Origin of the sequence: Burkholderia lata, from assembly GCF_902499335.1 — a bacterium.
In the GTDB taxonomy this organism is placed as follows: Bacteria; Pseudomonadota; Gammaproteobacteria; order Burkholderiales; family Burkholderiaceae; genus Burkholderia; species Burkholderia lata_B.
The window spans coordinates 449,047-470,852 of sequence record NZ_CABVQK010000001.1; the positions used below are offsets into that span (position 1 = coordinate 449,047).

General features: G+C 67.7%; 19 protein-coding genes. 11 read left to right on the forward strand and 8 right to left on the reverse strand.

Annotated features, from left to right (window positions below; translation table 11 throughout):
• Position 1: 1 nt before the first annotated feature.
• Both BCO18175_RS02105 and BCO18175_RS02110 read right to left on the reverse strand, forming a co-directional pair.
• Positions 2-3,049, reverse strand: coding sequence for a DUF802 domain-containing protein (locus BCO18175_RS02105; protein ID WP_174979134.1), 3,048 nt, complete (start codon positions 3,047-3,049; stop codon positions 2-4).
• Positions 3,050-3,059: 10 nt separating this feature from the next.
• Positions 3,060-3,851 (reverse strand): DUF3348 domain-containing protein, encoded by a 792-nt coding sequence (locus tag BCO18175_RS02110; protein WP_174979135.1) that lies wholly within the window; start codon positions 3,849-3,851, stop codon positions 3,060-3,062.
• A 345-nt stretch (positions 3,852-4,196) separates the two neighbouring features.
• Here BCO18175_RS02110 and BCO18175_RS02115 point away from each other — a divergent pair, with 345 nt between their 5' ends.
• Entirely contained in the window at positions 4,197-5,408 is a 1,212-nt protein-coding gene (locus tag BCO18175_RS02115) for a hypothetical protein (RefSeq protein ID WP_174979136.1), read from the forward strand.
• Between the two features lie 87 nt (positions 5,409-5,495).
• Here BCO18175_RS02115 and BCO18175_RS02120 read toward each other — a convergent pair whose 3' ends face one another.
• Entirely contained in the window at positions 5,496-6,134 is a 639-nt protein-coding gene (locus tag BCO18175_RS02120) for a LysE family translocator (RefSeq protein WP_174979137.1), read from the reverse strand.
• 151 nt (positions 6,135-6,285) lie between these two features.
• On the opposite strand from BCO18175_RS02120, the gene BCO18175_RS02125 reads away from it, so the two are divergent.
• From BCO18175_RS02125 to BCO18175_RS02140, 4 genes are all read left to right on the forward strand, one after another.
• A complete protein-coding gene (locus tag BCO18175_RS02125) occupies positions 6,286-6,750 on the forward strand; it encodes a GNAT family N-acetyltransferase (protein WP_174979138.1) in 465 nt (154 codons plus the stop codon).
• A gap of 48 nt (positions 6,751-6,798) precedes the next feature.
• On the forward strand, positions 6,799-7,377 hold the full coding sequence (locus tag BCO18175_RS02130; protein WP_174979139.1) for a hypothetical protein: 579 nt from the start codon (positions 6,799-6,801) through the stop codon (positions 7,375-7,377).
• A 218-nt stretch (positions 7,378-7,595) separates the two neighbouring features.
• Entirely contained in the window at positions 7,596-8,975 is a 1,380-nt protein-coding gene (locus BCO18175_RS02135) for an FAD-containing oxidoreductase (protein WP_174979140.1), read from the forward strand.
• 75 nt (positions 8,976-9,050) lie between these two features.
• The gene (locus BCO18175_RS02140; protein WP_174979141.1) at positions 9,051-9,953 is read left to right on the forward strand and encodes a LysR family transcriptional regulator; all 903 of its coding nucleotides are present in this window, start codon (positions 9,051-9,053) and stop codon (positions 9,951-9,953) included.
• Between the two features lie 98 nt (positions 9,954-10,051).
• On the opposite strand, the gene BCO18175_RS02145 is transcribed toward BCO18175_RS02140, so the two are convergent.
• Both BCO18175_RS02145 and BCO18175_RS02150 read right to left on the reverse strand, forming a co-directional pair.
• Positions 10,052-13,042, reverse strand: a complete 2,991-nt coding sequence (locus BCO18175_RS02145) for an amino acid adenylation domain-containing protein (RefSeq protein ID WP_174979142.1) — start codon at positions 13,040-13,042, stop codon at positions 10,052-10,054.
• A gap of 5 nt (positions 13,043-13,047) precedes the next feature.
• The gene (locus BCO18175_RS02150) at positions 13,048-13,326 is read right to left on the reverse strand and encodes a hypothetical protein (protein WP_174979143.1); all 279 of its coding nucleotides are present in this window, start codon (positions 13,324-13,326) and stop codon (positions 13,048-13,050) included.
• Between BCO18175_RS02150 and BCO18175_RS02155 the strand changes: the two genes are divergently transcribed.
• The gene (locus BCO18175_RS02155; RefSeq protein ID WP_174979144.1) at positions 13,325-14,314 is read left to right on the forward strand and encodes a zinc-dependent alcohol dehydrogenase family protein; all 990 of its coding nucleotides are present in this window, start codon (positions 13,325-13,327) and stop codon (positions 14,312-14,314) included. The two genes, BCO18175_RS02150 and BCO18175_RS02155, sit on opposite strands and share 2 nt — an antisense overlap.
• 51 nt (positions 14,315-14,365) lie before the next feature.
• Here BCO18175_RS02155 and BCO18175_RS02160 read toward each other — a convergent pair whose 3' ends face one another.
• Positions 14,366-15,259, reverse strand: a complete 894-nt coding sequence (locus BCO18175_RS02160) for an SDR family oxidoreductase (protein WP_174979145.1) — start codon at positions 15,257-15,259, stop codon at positions 14,366-14,368.
• 95 nt (positions 15,260-15,354) lie between these two features.
• Between BCO18175_RS02160 and BCO18175_RS02165 the strand changes: the two genes are divergently transcribed.
• The 4 genes from BCO18175_RS02165 to BCO18175_RS02180 all read left to right on the forward strand — a co-directional run bounded on the left by BCO18175_RS02165 (position 15,355) and on the right by BCO18175_RS02180 (position 19,314).
• Positions 15,355-16,212 carry a helix-turn-helix transcriptional regulator gene (locus tag BCO18175_RS02165; RefSeq protein WP_174979146.1) on the forward strand — a complete coding sequence of 286 codons (858 nt, stop codon included), beginning with the start codon at positions 15,355-15,357 and terminating at the stop codon, positions 16,210-16,212.
• 204 nt (positions 16,213-16,416) lie between these two features.
• A complete protein-coding gene (locus BCO18175_RS02170) occupies positions 16,417-17,646 on the forward strand; it encodes a cyanate transporter (RefSeq protein WP_174979147.1) in 1,230 nt (409 codons plus the stop codon).
• Between the two features lie 132 nt (positions 17,647-17,778).
• Positions 17,779-18,549, forward strand: a complete 771-nt coding sequence (locus BCO18175_RS02175) for an ABC transporter substrate-binding protein (RefSeq protein WP_174979148.1) — start codon at positions 17,779-17,781, stop codon at positions 18,547-18,549.
• A 276-nt stretch (positions 18,550-18,825) separates the two neighbouring features.
• On the forward strand, positions 18,826-19,314 hold the full coding sequence (locus tag BCO18175_RS02180; RefSeq protein ID WP_174979149.1) for a RidA family protein: 489 nt from the start codon (positions 18,826-18,828) through the stop codon (positions 19,312-19,314).
• A gap of 54 nt (positions 19,315-19,368) precedes the next feature.
• Here BCO18175_RS02180 and BCO18175_RS02185 read toward each other — a convergent pair whose 3' ends face one another.
• Positions 19,369-19,752: a hypothetical protein gene (locus BCO18175_RS02185; protein ID WP_174916118.1), complete on the reverse strand. Its 384-nt coding sequence runs from the start codon at positions 19,750-19,752 to the stop codon at positions 19,369-19,371.
• Positions 19,753-19,860: 108 nt separating this feature from the next.
• Entirely contained in the window at positions 19,861-20,883 is a 1,023-nt protein-coding gene (locus BCO18175_RS02190) for an AraC family transcriptional regulator (RefSeq protein WP_254607944.1), read from the reverse strand.
• 20 nt (positions 20,884-20,903) lie between these two features.
• On the opposite strand from BCO18175_RS02190, the gene BCO18175_RS02195 reads away from it, so the two are divergent.
• Positions 20,904-21,647 (forward strand): SDR family oxidoreductase, encoded by a 744-nt coding sequence (locus BCO18175_RS02195; protein ID WP_174979150.1) that lies wholly within the window; start codon positions 20,904-20,906, stop codon positions 21,645-21,647.
• Positions 21,648-21,806 lie beyond the last annotated feature (159 nt).

Below are 21,806 nucleotides of genomic sequence, written 5' to 3' on the forward strand. Positions count from 1 at the left end.
GTTACGCTCCGACGCTCGCCCGCCGGCCGGCGAGCTGCTGCAGGTCTTCGACGATCTGCTTCTGCGACATCATGCTCAGGTCGATCACCTCACGCGCCTGCGCGACGTAGTACTCGAGCTGCTCGTCGCTGCGCGCGAGCGATTTCTCGAGCGCGGCCTCGATGTGTTGCAGATGGGTCAGCAGCTTGTCGTTCGACTCGCCGAATACCTGCACGGCCATCCCGAACGCGTCGCCGAGGCTCGCGACTTCGACGGCACCTGCCGTGACTTGCGCGGCCACCGAGTCGAGCTTGCGCGTTTCGGCATCGACGGTGTCGTTGAAGCGCGCGCCGACGCGGTCGAGCAGGTCGGCCGACGTGCTGACGAGCGCGTCGATCGCGGTGCGCTGTTCGGTCGACGCGTGGTTGACCGCGCCGAGCAGCGTTTCGAGCGTCGCGAGCAGACGGCTGCGTTCCTCGAGCATCGCGGTGTCGTGCACCAGGCTGTCGGACAGGCGCTGGCGCAGCTCGGCGACGACGTCGGCCGCGGCCTTCGGCGCCTCCGACGCAGCCTGCACGAGGCGCGCGATCTCGTTGATCGTGTCGCTCGCATGCACCTGTGCCTGCGCGGTGATGTCGTTCGCGGTGCGCGCCAGCGTGTCGCAGATGTCCTGCTGACGCGTCGCGGCCTGCGCGCTCGTCTGCGCCCATTCGTCACGCAGCGCGGCGGCCATCGCGGCGAGCGAGTCGTTCCATGCGGACAGGCGCTGTTCGTCGCGCGCGGCCAGTTGCGTCTGCAGGCCCGTATGCGAATCGCGGATCGTCGACAGCAGGTCGTTCGAACGTTGTTCGAACGTCGATGCCTGCGCGGTCAGATCGCGCGTCGTTTGTGCCAGTGCATCGCAGATTTCCTGCTGGCGGCCCGCGCTGTGCACGCCTGCGCGTTGCCATTCGTCGCCGAGCTTCGTGGCCATCGCGGCCAGCGAATCGTTCCACGCGGTGAGGCGCTCTTCATCGCGCGCAGCGAGCTGCGTCTGCAGGCCCGTGTGCGAATCGCGGATCGTCGACAGCAGATCGCTTGAGCGTTGCTCGAAGGTCGACGCCTGCGTGGTCAGATCGCGCGTCGTTTGTGCGAGCGAATCGCAGATTTCCTGCTGGCGGCCGGCGCTATGCACGCCTGCACGCTGCCATTCGTCGCCGAGCTTCGTGGCCATCGCGGCCAGCGAATCGTTCCACGCGGTGAGGCGTTCTTCATCGCGCGCGGCAAGCTGCGTCTGCAGGCCCGTGTGCGAATCGCGGATCGTCGACAGCAGATCGGTCGAACGTTGTTCGAAGGTCGACGCCTGCGTGGTCAGGTCGCGCGTCGTTTGCGCCAGTGCGTCGCAGATTTCCTGCTGGCGGCCAGCGCTATGCACGCCTGCGCGCTGCCATTCGTCGCCGAGCTTCGTGGCCATCGCGGCCAGCGAATCGTTCCATGCCGACAGGCGTTCTTCATCGCGCGCGGCAAGCTGCGTCTGCAGGCCCGTGTGCGAATCGCGAATCGTCGACAGCAGATCGTTCGAGCGTTGTTCGAACGTCGAAGCCTGTGCCGTGAGATCGCGCGTCGTTTGCGCCAGTGCGTCGCAGATTTCCTGCTGCCGGCCGGCGCTGTGTACACCCGCGCGTTGCCATTCGTCGCCGAGCTTCGCGGCCATCGCGGCCAGCGAATCGTTCCACGCGGCGACACGCTGTTCGTCGCGCGCCGCCAGGTCGGTCTGCAGCCCCGCGTGCGACTCGCGCATCGCGGCAAGCGTCGCGCCCGAATGGCGTTCGAACGTCGCGGCGGCGTCGCCCAGCGCGCGCGCATGCTGGCCGGCCAGCGTCTCGCCGACCTGCTCCTGGCGCGACAGCGCATCGCGCCATGCGTCCGACAGGCGGCTTTCAGTCGATTCGAGGCGCGTTGCCACGCCGTCGAGCAGGTCCGTCGAACGCTGCGCGAACGTGTCGGTGAACTGGCCGAGCGTCGTCTGCAGCTGCTGCGCGACGGCGTCGCCTGCACGGCGCTGTTCGTCGAGCGCGCGGTTCCAGACGGCCGTCACGTTGCCGGTGGTCTTCTCGAAGCCGTCCGTCAGCCCGTCGAGCTGACGCTGCACGGCGCCCGTCACGGTGTCGCGCAGCGCGGCCATCTCCTGCGCAAGCCCCGTCATCGTCGCGGCGACGACCGGCTGCAGCGCGGCACCGGCCACGCGCGCGCTTTCGGCGGCGCTTTCCTTCAGCGCATCGCCGACATTCGACGCGAGGCCCGCGTACGCGCGCTCGGTCCGGTCGAAAAACGCCTGCTGGCTTTCGATCTGGCGATCGTGCAGCGCGACGCTGCGCGCCTCGAGCGTCGTCATCATCGTCTGCAGGCGATCGACCAGCGCCGGCATCACGTCGGCCTGGCGCTGCAGCAGCCGGAACGATTCGTCGCGCTGGTGCGCGGACGAATGCACGCGCAACGTCGTCGCGATCTTCGCGTCGAGCTGCTGGGCCGCGTCGATCCGCTCGCGGCGCACGAGCGCGGACAGCAGCCCGAGCATCGCGGACGTCGCGACGCCGGCGATCGACGTGCCGAACGCGAACCCGAGACCCTTCACCGGCGCGATCAGCGACGCGCGGATCGCGTCGAGATCGGTCGCGCTTTCGAGCGCGGCGCCCGTGCCCTTCAGCGTGACGACCATCCCGAGCAGCGTGCCGAGCATGCCGAGCAGCACGAGCAGGCCGACGAGGTAAGGCGTGAGCGACGGGCCCGGCAGCGCGACGCGCGCGCCTTCGACCCGCGCACGCACGGCGCCGCGCAGCCCCGGGTGCAGCGTGTCGAGCCACGTGTCGAGCTTCGCGGGCGGCTCGGTCAGGCCGGCGACCGCGCGCGACAGCGTGGCGGTGGCCTGCCGGTAGCGCAGCAGTTCCCATGCGCCGGCGACGTAGCACGCGGCGATCAGCAGCGTGACGGCCGACGCCAGCGGGTTCGACGCGACATAGCCGACGCCGATCCAGCACACAGCGAGCAGACCGGCGACGAAGACAACGAGATCAAGGCGAATTCTGGACATAGCGTGTTGATTAGCTGGTGCGAAGGGCCGCGAGCAGCCCGTCTACCGTTTGAAACCGGACTTCGAGTTCGGCAAGCAGGATGCTTTGCATCTCGTCGCGAAACGTATCGAGCCATGTGCCGGGCACGATCGCCGCGACGGTCGTGTCATCGGCCACCACCGCGCCGTCACCGGCCGGATCGGCTGCGGCTGCGGCTGCGGCTGCGGCTGCGGCTGCGGATTCAGCGTCGGCCAGCGCCTGCCGCTCCGCGTCGCGCAGCCGCCCGAAACGCGTGCCGAGCAGCGCGGGGATGGCCGACAGCAGGCTGCGCTCGCGCGCGCCGAGCACGCGCTCCATGATCGCGTCGAGCGTCGCGAGCCGTGCCATTCCGGACGAGCGTGCGGCGACCGCGACCCGCAGGCGGCCGCGCAACTGGCCGATCGCCGTTTCCATGTCCTGCTGCAGGGACAGATAACGCTGGCGGAAGTCCGCGAAATCGGCCGTGTCGGCGGCCGGCGGCGGCGGATCGCCGGGCCGGCGCCGCGCACGCGGCCGGTTGGTCGCCGTGATCGCCTGCGCGAGCTCGTGCCGCACGCGCGCGCAGTCGCGCTCCGCGTCGTAGCCGCGCACGCCGGCCGCGACGCCGGGCGGGCTCGCGTTCAGCGCGGACGACAGCGTGATCGCGTCGGTCCAGCCGAGCCACTGGCTCAGCCGGTCGGACAGCGTCTGCCGGGATTCCGCGACGTCGGCATCGGCCAGGCGCGCGAGCAACCGGACGAGCGCCGGGCCGCTCAGCGCCGGGCGCGGAGGTGCTTGCACCATGCTGCAAACCGTCAAAAAAGGCAGCAGTTTACACGTCGCCGGGAGGTCGGCCGCCAGAATCGGGGAAGCGGCGCCATCCGGCGCGGCGTGCGACACACGCGAACGCCCGCCGCGCAAGGCTTGGCGGGCGACCGGGGGCCGCCGCGGCGATGGTCCGGCCGCGCCGTTGCCCTTGCCCGCAGCCATGTCGCCCGCCGGTTACGAATACCGTCTGACGATACCGGCCGCGTTGCGCTACCATCGCAGCACCCGTCGAGCCACGCGTGCCGGCCGCGGGCCGTGCCGCCGAGACCGGGCGCCACCGACCCACAACGACAACAGACGGGCCCGGCCCGACCGCACACGATGCTTGCCAATCTCGTCACGCGCCTGCGCGACCGTTTCGGCAAACCGCCGACCCCGCAGGCCTTCGCCGAACGCCTGATCGCCACGCTGCGCGCATCGGGCGACACGCGCACCTGGCGCCACGAGGACGAGAAGGGCTGCCTCGTCCAGTCGGATGCCCCGTCGACCATCATCAACCTGAACAACCTGTTCCGCGACTACGCGGCCGCGAAGCCGTCCGAGCGGGACACCGTGCTGAAGCGGCAGGCGAGCGCGATGATGCAGCACGAAATCCCGACGGATTTCGCCGCCGCGCGCGCGAAGCTGCGCCCCGTGATCCGCAGCGCGACCGAGCGCTGCGTCGCGGCGCTGCAAACGACCGGGCAGATCGGCATCACGGCGCTGGCGTTCCGGCCGCTGTGCGAGAACATCGAGATCGGCATCGCGTATGACGGCGAGTTCAACATCGCGCGCCTGCCGACCTCGACGCTCGACCAATGGGGCGTCTCGTTCGACGAAGCATGCGACATCGCGATCGACAACCTGCGGGCCGAATCGTCGACGCCGTGGGCCGCGCTGCCGAACGGGGTATTCCTGTCGCAATTCGACGAATCCTACGACGCGGCACGGCTGCTGCTGACCGACCTGCTCCACCGGCAGCCGATCGCCGGCGCGCCGGTCGTGATGGCACCGAACCGCGCGGTGCTGCTGCTCACCGGCGACCGCAATCCGGCCGGGCTGGCAGCGATGGTCGACCTTGCCGAACAGGCGCAGGCGCAGCCGCGCCCGCTGCCGCCGCTGATGCTGCGCTGGGATGGTGCCGCCTGGCGGCGCTTCGTGCCGGAAGGGCTCGAATCGAAGCTGCACGCGCTGCGCATCGGCGAGCTCGCGGGCGATTACCAGGATCAGCGGATGCTGCTCAACGACCTGCATGAGCAAGACGGCACCGACATCTTCGTGGCGACCTACTCGGTGTACAAGCGCCAGGACGGCACCCTGTTCAGCGTCGGCGTGTGGAGCGACGGCGCGCATACGCTGCTGCCCGAGACGGATATCGTCGCGCTCCATCGCGCGTCGACGGGACAGTCCGCCTACGTGCCGATGGCCGAGCTGCTGGGCACGTGCGGCGATCTGATGACGGCCACCGGGCATCGCCCGGTGCGCTACGAAGTGAAGGTGTTTCCGGACGACACGCGGTTCGCGGCGCTGCTGGAGCGGTTCAGCGAAGCCTGATGCCGATGCGCGTTCGCGCGGTGCGCGCCGGCGGTCAGCCACGGGAATGGCCGGCCGCCGTGCGATGCAGATCGGGAATGGAAGCGGTCAGATGCCCGCTTTCGGTGCATTCAGGATCAGTCGCAACCCGAGCAGCGTGATCGCGCCGGCGGCGACGCGGTCGACCCACTTCTTCGCGCGCAGGTAGAGCTCGCGCGGCCGGCGGGTGGAAAAACACAGCGCGACGATCGTGTACCAGCCGAACTCCACGCCGAACACGAGCGGCGGCAGCGCCAGATAGCACCACAGCGGCGGATGCTGCGGGAGCAGCGCCGCGAAAATGCTGCCGTACCAGATCGCCGTCTTCGGGTTGCTGAGCTGGGTCGTGAGGCCCGTCCAGAACGACTTGCGCGCGCTGCCGCCGGCCATCGCCTCCGGATCGTCCATCGCGATCGGCCGGTCGGCGCCGCGCCAGATCTTCGACGCCATGTAGATCAGGTACGCGCCGCCCGCCACCTTGAGGCCCACGTACAGCCATTCGACGGCCTGCAGCAGCGTGTAGAGCCCGGCCAGCGCGACGCCGCCGAACACGATGCCGCCAATGCCCATGCCGAGCGCGGTAGCGAGCCCGTCGCGGCGCGACAGCCCGATCGAATTCCGGGCAACCAGCACGAAGCTCGGGCCCGGAATCATCGCGCCGAGAAACAGCGCAGCCAGGATGGCGAGTACGGCAGCCGATGCAGTCATCGAAGTCTCCTTGGTGAGCGACGTCGAATCGCCGACGCCTGCGTGTCGTTTCCGACGGTCGAAGCGCCGATTCTGGCACGCTTCACGCATGGCCGAAAGCCGCCCTGCGCTGCTATGCTAGCCCTCTTTTCCGTCATTCGCGCCGCCACCCATGATCGAGATCCGCGCTGCCCGCTATCCCGACGACGCCCGCGTCGTCGAGGCGATCTTCCGCGAGTACATTGCGAGCCCCACCGTCAGCCTCGAATTCCAGGACTACGAGCCCGAGATCGCCGCGCTGCCCGGCAAATACGCGGCGCCGCGCGGGCTGCTGCTGCTCGCGTGGCAAGGCGAGCGCGCGGTGGGCTGCGCGGCGTTTCGCGAAATCGACGCGACGACGTGCGAGATGAAGCGCGTCTACGTGCGCCCCGAAGCACGCGGGCTGAACGTCGGCCGCCAACTCGTCGAACGGCTGCTGCGTGACGCGAAGGCCGCCGGCTATGCGCGCATGTGCCTCGACGTGCTACCCGAGTTCGTCGCCGCGCGGCGACTGTATGCGTCGCTCGGCTTCACGCCCGCGCCGCCCGTCGCATTCAATCCGGTGCCGGGCACCGAGTTTCTCGGGCGGGATTTGTAACATCTCGCCGTCGGCACCTCTTTCTCCCTTTCGACCGGACACCCTGTCATGCGCATGTCCCGCCTGTCCATCGTGCTTCTCCCGCTGCTCGCCGCGCTGTCGCTCAACGCCCGCGCCGGCGACCTGCCTAAATCGATCGCCGCGCAGTTGCCGCCCGGCTACCAGCCGCTGCTCGCCCATGCCGGGCCGGATCTCGACAACGGGCGGCACAGCTTTCTCGTCGTCGTGCATCGGGCAGTCGATACGCGCGAGCAGCCGTCGCCGCGTCCACTGCTGATCTTCGAGGAACAGCCCGACCACGCATTCCGGCTCGCCGCCCGCAACGACCAGGTCGTGCTGCGCGCGAACGAAGGCGGCCAGTGCGACCCGTTCGATCCCGAAGATGCAGCCGACAACGGCTTCGCGATCAAAGGCCACTATTTCACCGTGCAGAACTTCGTCGCGTGCGGGCAGCACTGGAGCGACTACGTGACGTTCCGCTACGACCCGCGCACGCACGGGTGGCTGTTTTCGAACCGGATCGTCACCCAATCGTTTCCGCTCGACGACCAGCCCGACCACGTCACCGTCACGCGCGCCGACGCGCACCGCCCGGTGTCGTTCAGTCAGTGGCAACGCAAGGACTGACGCGGCCGGGGCAACGCGCCGAGACCGGTTGCCTCGTGCTCCGGCCGGTGCGGGCAGGGCCAGACGCCGTCATGCCCCGCTGCTCCCACCCTGCCCCGCACTCGCGAGCGCACGCCAACAGGACTACCATAAGCGCTCGCCGTCGCGCGACCGCGCGCCGGCCTCGCACGCGGCTCGCCCGCACGCGTTCCCTCGCTGCACCCGCACAGGAGGACGTCATGACGCAACACTTCGACGCGATCGTCATCGGCACCGGGCAGGCCGGGCCGCCACTCGCCGCGCGGCTGTCCGCCGCCGGGATGAAAGTCGCGATCATCGAGCGCGGCCGCTTCGGCGGCACCTGCGTGAACACCGGCTGCATCCCGACCAAGACACTGATCGCGAGCGCGTACGCCGCCCACCTCGCGCGGCGGGGCAGCGAATACGGCGTGTCGGTCGGCGGCCCCGTCACCGTCGACATGAAAGCCGTGAAGGCGCGCAAGGACCAGATCTCCGGCCGCTCGAACCAGGGTGTCGAGCAATGGGTGCGCGGCCTCGCGAACACCACCGTGTTTCAGGGCCACGCCCGCTTCGAGCGCGCCAACACGGTGCGCGTGGGCGACGCGCTGCTCGAAGCGGAACGCATCTTCATCAACGTCGGCGGGCGCGCGCAGGTGCCGGCCATGCCGGGCCTCGACACGGTGCCGTACCTGACCAACTCGACGATGATGGACGTCGACTTCCTGCCCGAGCATCTCGTGATCGTCGGCGGCAGCTACATCGGGCTCGAATTCGGCCAGATGTATCGCCGCTTCGGGTCGAAGGTCACGATCGTCGAGAAAGGTGATCGCCTGATCCGGCGCGAGGACGAGGACGTGTCGCAGGCCGTGCGCGACATTCTCGAGAAGGAAGGGATCGACGTGCAGCTCGATGCGACCTGCCTGAGCGCACGGCGCGACGGCAGCGGCATCGCGGTCGGCCTCGACTGCGCGGGCGGCGGCCGCGAGGTCGCAGGCTCGCACCTGCTGCTCGCGGTCGGACGCGTGCCGAACACCGACGATCTCGGGCTCGACCGTGCGGGCGTCGCGACCGACGCGCGCGGCTATATCGAGGTGGACGAACAGTTGCGCACGAACGTGCCCGGCATCTGGGCGCTCGGCGACTGCAACGGGCGCGGCGCGTTCACGCACACCGCGTACAACGACTTCGAGATCGTCGCGGCGAACCTGCTCGACAACGATCCGCGCAAGGTGTCCGATCGCATCGCGGCGTACGCGCTGTACGTCGATCCGCCGCTCGGCCGCGTCGGCATGACGCTCGCGGAAGCGAAGCAGACCGGCCGCCGGCTGCTGGTCGGCACGCGCCCGATGACGCGCGTCGGCCGCGCGGTGGAAAAAGGCGAGAGCCTGGGCTTCATGAAGGTGATCGTCGACGCGGACAGCCACGCGATCCTCGGCGCGTCGATCCTCGGCGTGACCGGCGACGAAGTCGTGCACGGGATGCTCGACGTGATGGCCGCGGGCGCGCCGTACACGACGATCAGCCGCGCGATGCACATCCACCCGACCGTGTCGGAACTCGTGCCGACGCTGCTGCAGGATCTGCATCCGGTCGAATGACGCGCGGCGGGCGGCTGCGCATCGGCGTCGAACGGTATGCGAAGATGGCCGCTCGCCACGACACCCGGAAATGCCATGGACCGCCTGCAAGCGATGCAGATCTACGTACAGATCGTCGAACGCGGCAACTTCACGCAGGCCGCCGACGCGCTGCAACTGCATCGGCCGGCCGTGACGAAAGCCGTGCAGCAGCTCGAACAGGAACTCGGCGTCCGGCTGCTGAACCGCAGCACGCGCCGCGTCAGCGTGACCGCCGAAGGCGAGGCGTTCCATGCGCGCTGCGTGCAGTTGCTCGGCAGCATCGATGACGCGTTCGCGTCGTTCCCGAAGCAGCGCGCGATACCGAAAGGCCGGTTGCGCATCGACATCGCGCTCGCGCTGGCGAAGACGGTCGTGATTCCGGCGCTGCCCGATTTCCAGCAGCGCTATCCGCAGATCGAGCTCGTGCTCGGCGCGAGCGACCAGCCGGCCGACCTGATCGGCGAAGGCATCGACTGCGTCGTGCGGGTCGGCAAGCTGAAGGATTCGAGCATGATCGCGCGCACGGTCGGCACGGTGCCGATGGTCACGTGTGCGTCGCCCGCCTATGTTTCCCGCCACGGTTTGCCGCGCACACTCGACGACCTTCGTGCGCATCGGGCGGTCAACTTCTTTACCGGCAGCAATCGCAAGGTGCTCGAATGGACGTTCCGCCCGCACGGCGAAACGGTCGCGGTGAAACTCGCGAGCAGCCTGCTTACCGACAATTCGGAAGCGCTGCTGTCCTGCGGGCTGGCCGGCCTCGGCATCGTGCATGCGTTACGGCCCGCGCTGCAGCCGAGCATCGACTCGGGCCAGCTGATCGAACTGCTGCCCGGCGTGCCGGCAGAGCCGAAGCCGGTGTCGGTGCTGTACCCGAACCGCGCGCATCTGTCCGACAAGGTGCGTGCGTTCATCGACTGGCTGACCGAGCTGTTTGCGCGGCGGTATCCGGCGTAGACCGGATCACGAACGCGCACGAATGCAGACGGATGACCGACTTCACCGGCAGCCGCACAGCGCCGCGTAAAAAGCGCCACGCGGCTGCGTCGTCTTGCTCACCGCGCGACCCGATAGCCGATCGACCGCTCCATGTATCGCGCCAGTTGCTCGCGGGAAAATGCCGGCTGCTCGATTCCGCTGCCTTCGAGAAATTCGATCACGTTGCGGCAGTCCCACACGTAATTGTTCTGATACAGCTCGGCCGTGGACATCCCATCGCGAATGTTGTCGTCGAACAGGCTCAACAGCGGATAGAGCGGTGCGTCGATATCGGTCTTCCAAGCATCGCGCCAGTCGCGGAACGGCACGACCCGGAATCGCAGGCCGAAGTAACGCTCCAGCTTCGAGAAAAATTCCCGAAGCGTCAGGTTGGCCTCGGGCGAATTGATCAGGTTGAATTTCCGCCCCAGCGCGGCCGGATTGCGCGAAATCCACGCAAGCGCTTTCGTCATGTAGTCCACGGTCGTCAACCCTTCGCGCAGGTCCTGCAGGTCGGGCACGGTGCCGAGCGCCATGCACGTCTTCACCAGCCGCCCCCACCATTGATAGTCTGCGCTGACGCCGGTCTCGCTGTGAAACGTCGCGTAGCCGAGCCGGAAGGTCATCAGAGGCAGGCCGCGCTGCTCCGCCAGGTCGGCCATTTTCTCCATCACCCATTTGCTGCGCGTGTAGCCGATATCCTCGAGCACCGCGGGCAGGTTCTGATCGATGTCGTCCGCTTCGGTCATCATCGCCTTGCCGGTGAAGCGATGCCCCCAGCTGTACACCGAGATCGTCGACAGCAGGATCATCGCCTTGGTACGCCGGCACCCGGCGAAAGCGAGGACCTGGGTCAGGCCGTCCACGTTGATCTTCTTCATGTACGAATACGGCTGGATGAAATTGACCGCGCCCGCGGAGTGGTAAACGATGTCGATTCCGTCGGCCAGCGCCGCGTAGTCGCGTTCGTCCAACCCGAAGCGCGCCTGCGTGAGATCGCCCGCCCACACGCGGATGCGGGATCGTTCGTCCGGCCCGAGGTTCGCGTCGTAGGCGCGCAGTTTTTCGTCGATCCGCGACCGCCCCGCGACGGCATCCTCCGCGCGTACCAGGCAATGCACGATCGCCGACGTCGTCGCAAGGAGTTCGGCCAGCAAATGAACGCCGACGAAGCCCGTGGCACCCGTCAACAGAATCGTGCGCGGGCGCGCCAGCAGCGCGTTGTCGAACGCGCCGCTGAAATCCGCCTGTTCCGGCACGCGGATATCATCCGCGAGCACATAAACGGGCTCGCGGTCGATCTCGAGCGCCGCCGCGACACGCCGCTCGATCTCGCCTGCCAGCCCTTCCACCGATTGATGCTCGTAGACGTCCCGGATCAGCATCTTCGTCCCCGCGGCATCCGATAGCGCCCTCGCGAGCTTCGCCGTCAACAACGAATTACCGCCGATGTCGAAGAAACTGTCGGTCTTGAGAAACGACGCATGGCCGGTCAACGCGACGAATGCATCCGCCACGATCCGCTCGATGGCCGTGTACGGTTCTCGCTCCGTCCGGTTGCGCCGTTCGTCCTGGTAACGATGCTGCAGGGCAGCCCGGTCGGTTTTGCCGTTCGCCGTCACCGGCATCTCGTCGAGCAGCACGTGACCAACGGGCCACATGTAATCGGGCAGGTATTGCCGCACGCTTGCCTTGAGCGCGTCGACGACACGGTCGGGCGGCGCAGCGGGATCGCCCGGCACGGCGAACGCGACCAGTTCCTTCCCGGTTCCGGCAGCGCGGGGCAGCGCAAGCACCAGCGCCTTGCGTACCACGCCGGACCTGACGAGCACCGATTGAATTTCGCTCAGTTCGACCAGATTGCCGCGAATCTTGACCTGATCGTCTAGGCGGCCGAGAAACTGGATCGAGCCGTCGTTCAGCCAGCGCCCGAGATCTCCCGTGCGATAGATGATCCGGTCCATAATTTTGGGGTGCTGACGGAATTTCTCGCGAGTCAATGCAGGGTTGTTCAGATAGCCGCGCGCCAGGCCCGGCCCGCCGATGCAGATCTCGCCGACGTCGCTCTCCCCTACCACCTCCTGCGCATCGTTCAGGATCAGGATTTCGGTCCTGCCGACCGGGCGTCCGATCGATGCCGGACGGCCGAGCGTTGCACTCGGGACGACGTGACACGTCGCGAAGATCGTCGCTTCGGTCGGCCCGTAGTAATCGACCACCGTGTAACCGATTCGGTCGGTATCGACCGGATCGAGCTTTTCGCCGGCCGTGAACAGATACTCGAGCTTCAGGTCCGCCGGCTGGCCGACGCCCACCACGTCGGCCACCATCACGGTGGGCACGTACGCATGCGTAATCCGGTGACGGGTGAAGAAACCGACGAGCGCATCGGCATCGAAACGCGTATCGTCGTCCGGCAAGAACAGCGTCGCGCCCGCGCAGAGGGCCGACCAGATTTCCCACTGCGACACATCGAAACCAAGGCCGGCCATCAGCGTCGCTCGACTTTCTGCATTCATCGAAAAGCGCGCGTTGTGCCAGTCGACGAGTGTGGCCACGGCGGCATGTTCGACGATGACGCCTTTCGGCGCGCCGGTGGAGCCGGACGTGAAGATCACGTAGATCGCGCCATCGGGCGCATCGGCGCGTTGCGTCGCATGCGCGTCGTCCCGATCCGGTCGCTGCGCGGACAGGCCGGCCACGCTGATGAACGGAACGGCCGTATCCCGGGGCGTCGCGCGAGCCGTCAACACCAGCGACGCACTGCATTGCTGCAGGATGATGTCCTTGCGGGCATCGGGATAGCGTTCGTCGATCGGGACATAGGTCGCACCGGCCTTCAGGATGCCGAGGATCCCGACGATGAAGTCGGCGTTACGCGCCGCCTCGATCGGCACCAGGCTGCCGTGCCCGACGCCCCGGTCCCGCAATGCAGATGCAACCGCGTCGCTCCGACGGTCCAGCTCGCGGTAACTCAGGCATTCGTGCTCCGACACCACGGCCGACGTGTCTCCTCCGACGGCCGCATGCATCTGAAACGTCTCGAGCACGTTCGATTGAGTCGTCATCGTTTTTATTCCTCATATCGAAACGAACAAATCCCAATATAGGTTTCATTGAATAAAAAGCAATTTTGCGCACGAGATGGCAGGCATCCGCAACGCACGGCGAAACGATGAAGACGTTTGGTGCGATTGGCGAAGCACTCGACGATGCGCCGAATCCGGTAACCGATTTCGTCGATTGTTATTCGCCGAATAACAATCAATGATCCGTCGGCACGTTCCTCCGGCGCAGGTACCCGCCTACGATGCTCCTTCATCGACACCCGTTCATTGAAGGAGCCCTCCATGTCCCGCATCGTTCGTTTCCACCGCGTCGGCGGCCCCGACGTCCTGCAGATCGACACCGTCGACGTGCCCGCGCCGGGCCCCGACGAAATCCAGCTGCGCGTGAAGGCGATCGGCCTCAATCGCGCGGAAGTCATGTTCCGCAGCGGCGAATACACGTTCATGCCGCGCTTGCCGGCTGCGCTCGGCTACGAGGCATCGGGCATCGTCGCGGCGGTCGGCCGCGACGTGACGGCGTTCGCCGAGGGCGATGCGGTGAGCGTCGTGCCGGCGTTCTCGTTCGCCGACTACGGAATGTACGGCGAAGTCGTCAACGTACCCGCGCATGCGGCGGTCAGACATCCGGCAAGCCTGTCGTTCGAGGAAGCGGCCGCGACGTGGATGATGTTCGTCACGGCCTGGGGCGCGCTGATCGAACTCGGCGGGCTGCGGCGCGGCGACGCGGTGCTGATCGGCGCCGCGTCGAGCAGCGTCGGGCAAGCGGCAATCCAGATCGCGAACCACGTCGGCGCAGTGCCGATCGCGCTGACGCGCGGCGAATCGAAGCGTCAGGCGCTGCTCGACGCGGGCGCGAAGCACGTGATCGTCGGCAGCCCTGCGGACCTGCCGCAGCAGGTGGCGGACATCACCGGCGGCACCGGCGCGCGCCTCGTGTTCGATCCGGTCGGTGGCCCCGACACGGCGAACCTGCTGCGCGCGCTGGCCACGAACGGCACGTTCTTCCAGTACGGCGCGCTCGACACGCGCGACATCCCGGTGCCCGTGATGGATCTACTTGCGCGCCATCTGACGCTGCGCGGCTACGAGCTGTTCGAGATCACCGGCGACGCGCAGAAGCTCGAACGCGCGAAGCGCTTCATCGTCGACGGGCTCGCGGCCGGCGCGCTGAAGCCGCTGATCGATCGCACGTTCGCGTTCGACGACATCGTGGAAGCGCATCGATACATGGAGGCCGGCGCACAGGTCGGGAAGATCGTCGTCACGGTCTGAACGTCGTCATGCAGGCGTGCCGTTTGAAAAGACGGCACGCCCGCCGCCCGCTCAGCTTTCGAAATACCGCGGCCGGTCGATATCGGCCAGCAGCCCCGGCTGCGTCGGCGCCCAGTCGAGCGATGCACGCGTGCGCTCGCTCGTGGCCGGCGCATCCATCCCCGCGAACATCGCGAACCAGCCGAAGTGTTCGCCGGCTTCAGTTGCTGTTTTCGCGACGACCGGCACGTTCAGCCGCCGGCCGATCACTTCCGCGATTTCCCGGAACCGCACGCCGGTATCGTCGACCGCGTGATAGCGCGCGCCGGCCGCACCGCGTTCGATCGCGAGCCGGTACACGCGCGCCGCATCGAGCCGGTGCACGCCCGGCCAGCGATTGGCGCCATCACCGAGATAGGCCGATACCCCCTTTTCCCGCGCGAACGCAATCAGGCGCGGCACGAAGCCGTGATCGCCGTCGCCATGCACGGACGGCGGCAGGCGCACGACCGACGCGTGCACGCCGCGCGCCTCCAGCTCGACCGCGGTCGCTTCGGACGCACGCGGGTAGGTCGACGACACCGGCACGTGCGGATCGTCTTCCGTCGCCGCGCGCCCGGGCGCGACGAGCGCGAGGCCCGACGTGACGACCAGCGGCCGCGCCGAGCCCGCGAGCACCGCGCCGATCGTCTCGATCGCATGACGGTCGAGCTCGCAGTTCTGCGCGAAGCGCGAGAAGTCGTGATTGAATCCCGTATGGATCACCGCATCGGCGGCTTCTGCGCCGCGCGTGAGGCTGCCGAGATCCTCCAGCGACCCGCGATGGACGTCGGCGCCAGCCGCGGCAACCGACGACGCGGCCGCATCGGACCGCGCGAGACCGAGCACCGAGTGCCCGGCGGCAACGAGTTCGGCCACGACGGCAGAGCCGACGAACCCCGACGCTCCAGTAACAAAGACACGCATGTTCAACACCTCCGGATGGCATGGAGGCTTACTATCTGTCGATCGCCGCGCACGGTGAAGTCGTGACGGTTTACCGGTAAACGAACTAACAGGACATGGCTGACGCCCCCGACAACCTGCTCGGCGCGTACCTTCGGGACCGCCGCGAGAAACTCGACCCGGCCGCGCTCGGGCTGCCGGCCACGCGCCGCCGCACACCGGGACTGCGGCGCGAGGAAGTCGCGCAGCGCGCGCACGTGAGCACCGCGTGGTACACGTGGCTCGAACAGGGGCGCGGCGGTGCGCCGTCGGCCGACGTGCTCGACCGGCTCGCCCGCGCGCTACTGCTGAACGATGCCGAGCGCGAGCACCTGTTCCTGATCGGTGTCGGCCATCTGCCGGAAGTGCGCTATCACGCGACCGACCACGTGTCGCCGCGGGTGCAGCACGTGCTCGATTCACTCGATGCGAGCCCCGCGATCGTGCGCTCGGCGACGTGGGACGTCGTCGCGTGGAACGACGCCGCGGCCGCGACGCTGACCGACTACACGACGCTGTCGCCGGAACGACGCAACATCCTGAGGCTCATCTTCGTCGATCCGCACGTGCGCGGCGTGCAGACGAACTGGGAACGCGTCGCGCGGTTCGCGGTGGGCGCGTTTCGTGCCGACGTCGCGCGCGGTGGTGCGACGCAGGCCGTGCAGGCATTCGTCGACGAGATGCGCGCGACGAGCGCCGAGTTCGACGCGCTGTGGCGCGACCACGATATCCGCTCGCACGAAGAAGGGACCAAGGAGCTCCACCATCCTGCTGTCGGACGAATCGCGCTCGAATACTCGGCGTTCGCTGTGAGCGGCCGGCCCGACCAGACGCTCGTGATCTTTACGCCGGAAACGGCGGCCGATCGCGCGCTCGTCCGGACGCTGGTGGCCGCGCGCAAGCAAGCGCTGGCCGAGCAGATGCCCGTCGCATGACGGCGCGTTTCATCTGATGAACGCGCCCTCGCGCGATATCACCGGCCGCCGCCAGCCGCGCCCATCGGGCGCCATCGCCCCGGGCGAACCCATCGCATTCCGCACTGATTCCCAGTCGAATATTTAATTTTCACCTGGCGTAGCGCGCGCTTACCCTTTCGGCATCGCATCACAGGGCCACTGGCCCCTCCCTGGAGCATCCCGATGTCCGACCCCGGCACCGCGCAAGCCGTCCACCGCCCGCATGCGGCTTCCGTGTCCTATGGCGCGCTCGCGCTGCTGGTGCTGGCCGGCCTCAACCTGCGACCGTTCCTGACCGCGTTCGGCCCCGTGCTCGACGTCGTGCGCGCCGATACGGGCCTCGGCTTTCGCGCGGCCGCGCTGCTGACCACGCTGCCGTTCGTGCTGATGGGGGTCGTCGCCGGGATCGGTGTCGGGCTCGCGCGGCGCGTCGGCGAGCACCTTGCGCTGACCGTCGCACTGGCGCTGATCGCGGCCGGCTGCACGGCGCGCCTGTGGACCGGCGGCAGCGCCGGCCTGATCGCGACCGCGATCGTCGCGGGCGCCGGCGTCGCCGTGATCCAGGCGCTCGTGCCCGGCCTCGCGAAGCGCTGGTTCGTCGACCGGTTGCCGCTCGCGATGGGCCTCTACTCGGCCGCGCTGGTCGGCGGCGGCGCATTCGGCGCGGTCGCGAGCCCGTGGCTCGCCGCGCACGGCGGCTGGCATCTCGCGCTCGCCGTGTGGGCCGTTCCCGCGCTCGTCACGCTCGCGCTGTGGCGCGCCAAGGCGCCGCGCGACGCCGTGCACGCGACGGCCGTATCGGCCCCGATCACCGCGTTCGCCCGCCTTCCGCGCGCGTGGCAGCTCGCGCTGTTCTTCGGGCTCAGCAACAGCGGCTACGCCAGCCTCGTCGCGTGGCTGCCCGCGTTCTACCGCAGCATCGGCATGAGTCCGCAGGCGAGCGGCAACCTGCTCGCGTGGATGGCGCTGTTCCAGGCGACCGGCGCGCTCGCGATGCCGATGCTCGCGAAACGTTCGCCCGACCGCCGCGCCGTGCTGTGGCTCACGCTCGCGCTGCAGGCGGCCGGCTTCATCGGGTTCGCGACGCTGCCCGCGTTCGCGCCGTGGCTCTGGGTCGCGAGCGTCGGCCTCGGGCTCGGCGGCTTCTTCTCGATGAGCCTGATCGTCACGCTCGACCACCTGCCCGACGCACGGCTCGCCGGCGCGCTCGCCGCGTTCGTGCAGGGCATCGGCTTCCTGACCGTCGCGGCGAGCCCCTGGCTGATCGGCTGGCTGCGCGACGCGGGCGGCGGCTTCGCGATCGCGTGGTGGATGCATCTCGGCGTGATCGCCGCGATGGCCGCGCTGAACGCCGTGTTCGCGCCCGCCGGCTACCGGCACAGCATGGTGCACATCACCGGCGCCGCTCGATAACCCCCTTCGAATCGGGGCGAACGCTTCCGGCGATCGTCCAGCCGCCCGCGCATGGCCGGGCGCGGGCAGTCACGCCCATCGGCCGCTGGTTTGCTTCACAACAGACAACATCAATCGGTATTGGAGACAGTCATGAAAAAGCTCGTTCTGGCCGTGGCGCTCGCGCTGACGGCCGGCGCCGCCGCCGCGAAAGACCCGGCGGCCCTGCGCCTCGGCGTCGACCCCAGCTATGCGCCGTTCGAATCGCTCGCGCCCGACGGCAAGCTCGTCGGCTTCGACATCGATCTCGGCAATGCGATCTGCGAACGGATGAAGGTGCGCTGCGTGTGGGTCGAGAACGCGTTCGACGGGATGATCCCGGCGCTGAAGGCGCGCAAGTTCGACGGCGTGCTGTCGTCGATGAGCGTGACCGAGAAGCGCCTCGCGCAGATCGCGTTCACGGACAAGATCAACAACGTGCCGCCCCGGCTCGTCGCGCGGCGCGGCTCGAACCTGCAGCCGACGCCCGAATCGCTGCAGGGCAAGAGCGTCGGCGTCGAGCAGGGTTCGACGCAGGAGACCTATGCACGCACGTACTGGGAGCCGAAGGGCGTGATCGTCCGCACGTATCAGACGCAGGATCTCGTCTACCAGGACCTGCTGTCCGGGCGGCTCGATGCGTCGCTGCAATCGTCGGTGCAGGCCGACCTCGGTTTCCTGAAAACCGCGAAGGGGGCGAACTTCGAATTCGCGGGGCCGCCGCTGCATGATCCGAAGACGCTCGGCGTGGGGTCCGCGATCGGCGTGCGCAAGGATGACGACGCGCTGCGCACGCAGATCAACCAGGCACTTGCGAGCCTGATCCAGGACGGGACTTACCAGCGGATCGCGAAGAAGTATTTCTCGTTCGACATCTACAACTGACGGGCGAAAACGGAAAATGCGAAGGGGCGTCGTGCGCGAATGCATGACACCCCTTGTTCATTTTCGCGACTTGCCGAGGGCGATCCTCAACCGGCTTTTTCGTAGGACAAACGAAGCACCGGTCATCCATTTCTCTCGGCACGGCCCCCTCCCGCGCGGGTTGCGTGCCCCTTCGTTCTTCGATTTCCTAAACTGTCTGGAGGAGATCACGATCCGCTGTCTCGCAGCGTGCCCACTGCCGGATCGCGCACAGGACCGATCCCGGGAGAAAACACGATGCGAACGCCCTTCCTTGTTGCCGGATTCATCGGATCCGGCCTCCTTCTATGCGGCTGCACGGCACCCATGGGCCAGCAGGCCGCTTCCTCTCGAACACAGCTGGAATATGTGCAGGCCGCCGATCAGTACGTGATCCCCGTGCCGCTCGCCCCGGCCGTCAAAGCCGGCAATCTTCTGTTCGTTTCGGGGATTCCCGCTTATGACCGGAACGGCAAGCTCGCCGTCGGCGACTTCACGAAGCAGATGACTCAGGCGATGGAGAACGTCACGGGCATCCTCAAGGCCGCAGGCACGGGATGGGACCGCGTGGTGAAGGTGGATGTGATGCTGGTGCGGCGGGAAGACTTCAAGGAGATGAACCGCATTTACGCGGGATACTTCCAGGCCGGGAAATTCCCGGCCCGAAGTACCGCGATCGTGGTGTCATTGCCGAATCCCGACTTTCTCGTCGAAATCGACTGTATCGCCGTGCTGGACAAACCATGACACATGTCGCGAACGATCGCGACATGCACGGCCCGTCAGCATCGAATGGCGAGACTACGCCGCTCGCTGCAACAAGTCGGTTGCGAAAGACTTCGCGTGCGCGACGGCTTCCTGCGCATCGCCGAACACACCGAGCTCATCCCAGTGTTCTTCGGCCGCATACGTTCCCCTGACGGCGAGCGCCCGCTGAACGCTCAACTGCGCGGCGTATTTGCCGTCCTGCAACGGCCGGGCCGTTGCAACAACCTTGTGCGGAGGACTCGCTCGCTCCGGCTGAACCAGTTCGACGGCGCCACCGGCCACGTCGACATACATCAACTCATTCCTGGTTTTGCAGTCCGGGCAGTAGAAGCACCACCCCGCGTCCTCTTGATGGGGCCTGACCTGCCCGCGAGCCAGCACAGCGCGGCATGCAACGTTTTCGCAGATGAACGGCATGGCAGTCTCCGAAGTTGTTTGACGGAAATCCTAGCATGTCCGTCGGCGGTCAACCACCGGCATCGGCAAGAATGCGTGACCGCTGCTCGAATCGTCACGACAGCCGGGTCAGGCGAGCGCCAATGCCTTGCGCTTTGCCGCATCGCGCTTGGGCGGCGTGCTGAACAGGCGCCCGTACTCCCTGCTGAACTGGGACGGGCTTTCGTAGCCGACGCGAAACCCGGCTTCCGCCGCCCCAAGCCCTTCCGTCAGCATCAGGCGACGCGCCTCCTGCAAGCGGATCTGCGCGCGAAAGCGCAGCGGACTCATATGCGTGGCGGCCTTGAATTGCGCGTGGAAACTGGACACGCTCATGTCCGCGAGCGAGGCCAGTTCGTCGATCGCGAATTCTTCGGCGAAGTGCCCGCGAATGAAAGCGATCGCGCGCTGAATCCGGCTGATACGGCCGGTCTGATACGCGATCTGACGCAACATGCCGGCGTGCGGCCCGCGCAACAAACGATAGAGAATCTCGCGCTCGACCAGCGGCGCGAGCGCGGGGATGTCGTCGGGCGTATCGAGCAGTTGCAGCAGCCGCGACGCCGCATCGATCAGGTGCGGCGTCGCCGCTTCCACCGCGATTGCGGGTGAACCGCGCGCCGGGCCGCGATCGGGTTTCGTCGAATCGTGCATCAGCATGTCGGCGAGCGCCTGGCGGTTCAGCGGCAAGCGCACGCTGAGATACGGCCTGCGCGCGCTGGCCTCGATCACCGCCCCGATGACCGGCAAGTCCAGGCCGACGATCAGATAGTTCGACGGATCGTACTGATACTCGCGACCGCCGACCACCGCGCGCTTGCGCCCCTGCGCGACGATGCAGCACGAGGGTTCGTAGAGCGTATGCACCGGCTCCGTCGCCGCCGACGAGCGCAGCAGGCCCAGACCCTTTATCGCCGTGTCGACTGCACCGTCCGCCGGTGCATGGCGCGCGATCAGCGCCGCCAGGTCATCGATATGTTCCATGTCGCGAGTGTCGCATGGCGGATCGCGGCCCGCATCGCATCCGCCGCATATTCGGAGAATCGTGCAAGAAATGCGGACTCGCAGGATAACGGCGATGGCGCGTTCCGCGAGATGCTGTCGGCTCTTCACCCCCGAACCGAGGAACGGACATGACTAGCCACAACATCGAACGGAAAGTGGTACTGATCACGGGCGCAAGCAGCGGCATCGGCGAGGCCACCGCCCGCTATCTGGGCGCGCGCGGCGCCCGTCTCATGCTCGGCGCGCGTCGCACCGACCGTCTGGCCGCGCTGGCCGGCGACATTCGCGCCAGCGGCGGCACCGCGGCATGGCGCCCGCTCGACGTGACGCGTCGCGACGACAACGCCGCCTTCGTCGAAGCAGCGCTCGCCGAGTACGGACAGGTCGACGTCATCGTCAACAACGCGGGCGTCATGCCGCTCTCGCCGATGGCGTCGCTGAAAGTCGACGAATGGGACCACATGGTCGATGTCAACATCAAGGGCGTGCTGTACGGTATCGCGGCCGCACTGCCGGTGATGAATCGCCAGGGGTTCGGACAGATCGTCAACGTGTCGTCGATCGGCGGGCTGCGGGTGTCGCCGACGGCCGCCGTCTATTGCGCGACGAAGTATGCGGTGCGCGCGATCTCCGATGGCCTGCGGCAAGAGAACGACAAGCTGCGCGTCACGAGCATTTGTCCGGGTGTCGTCACGTCCGAGCTGGCCGACACCATTACGGATCCGGTCGCCGCCGAAGCGATGACGCGATACCGCAGCATCGCGCTCGAGCCGGAAGCGATCGCGGCGGCCATTGCATACGCGATCGCGCAACCGGCCGATGTCGACGTGAATGAGATCGTCGTGCGTCCGACTGCGACGATCGCCGGTTAGCAGGGGCGATGCGTGGGCATCGGCGTTGGCGTCGGTCCGGGTCGCGAGCCCCGGGCCGACCGGCATGGAGAGCGGCGCCACGCATGCGGATCGACCGCGCACACACCGGCCTGATGTCACCCGGGATACACTGTCCGCCCGACCCACGAACCGAGCCAT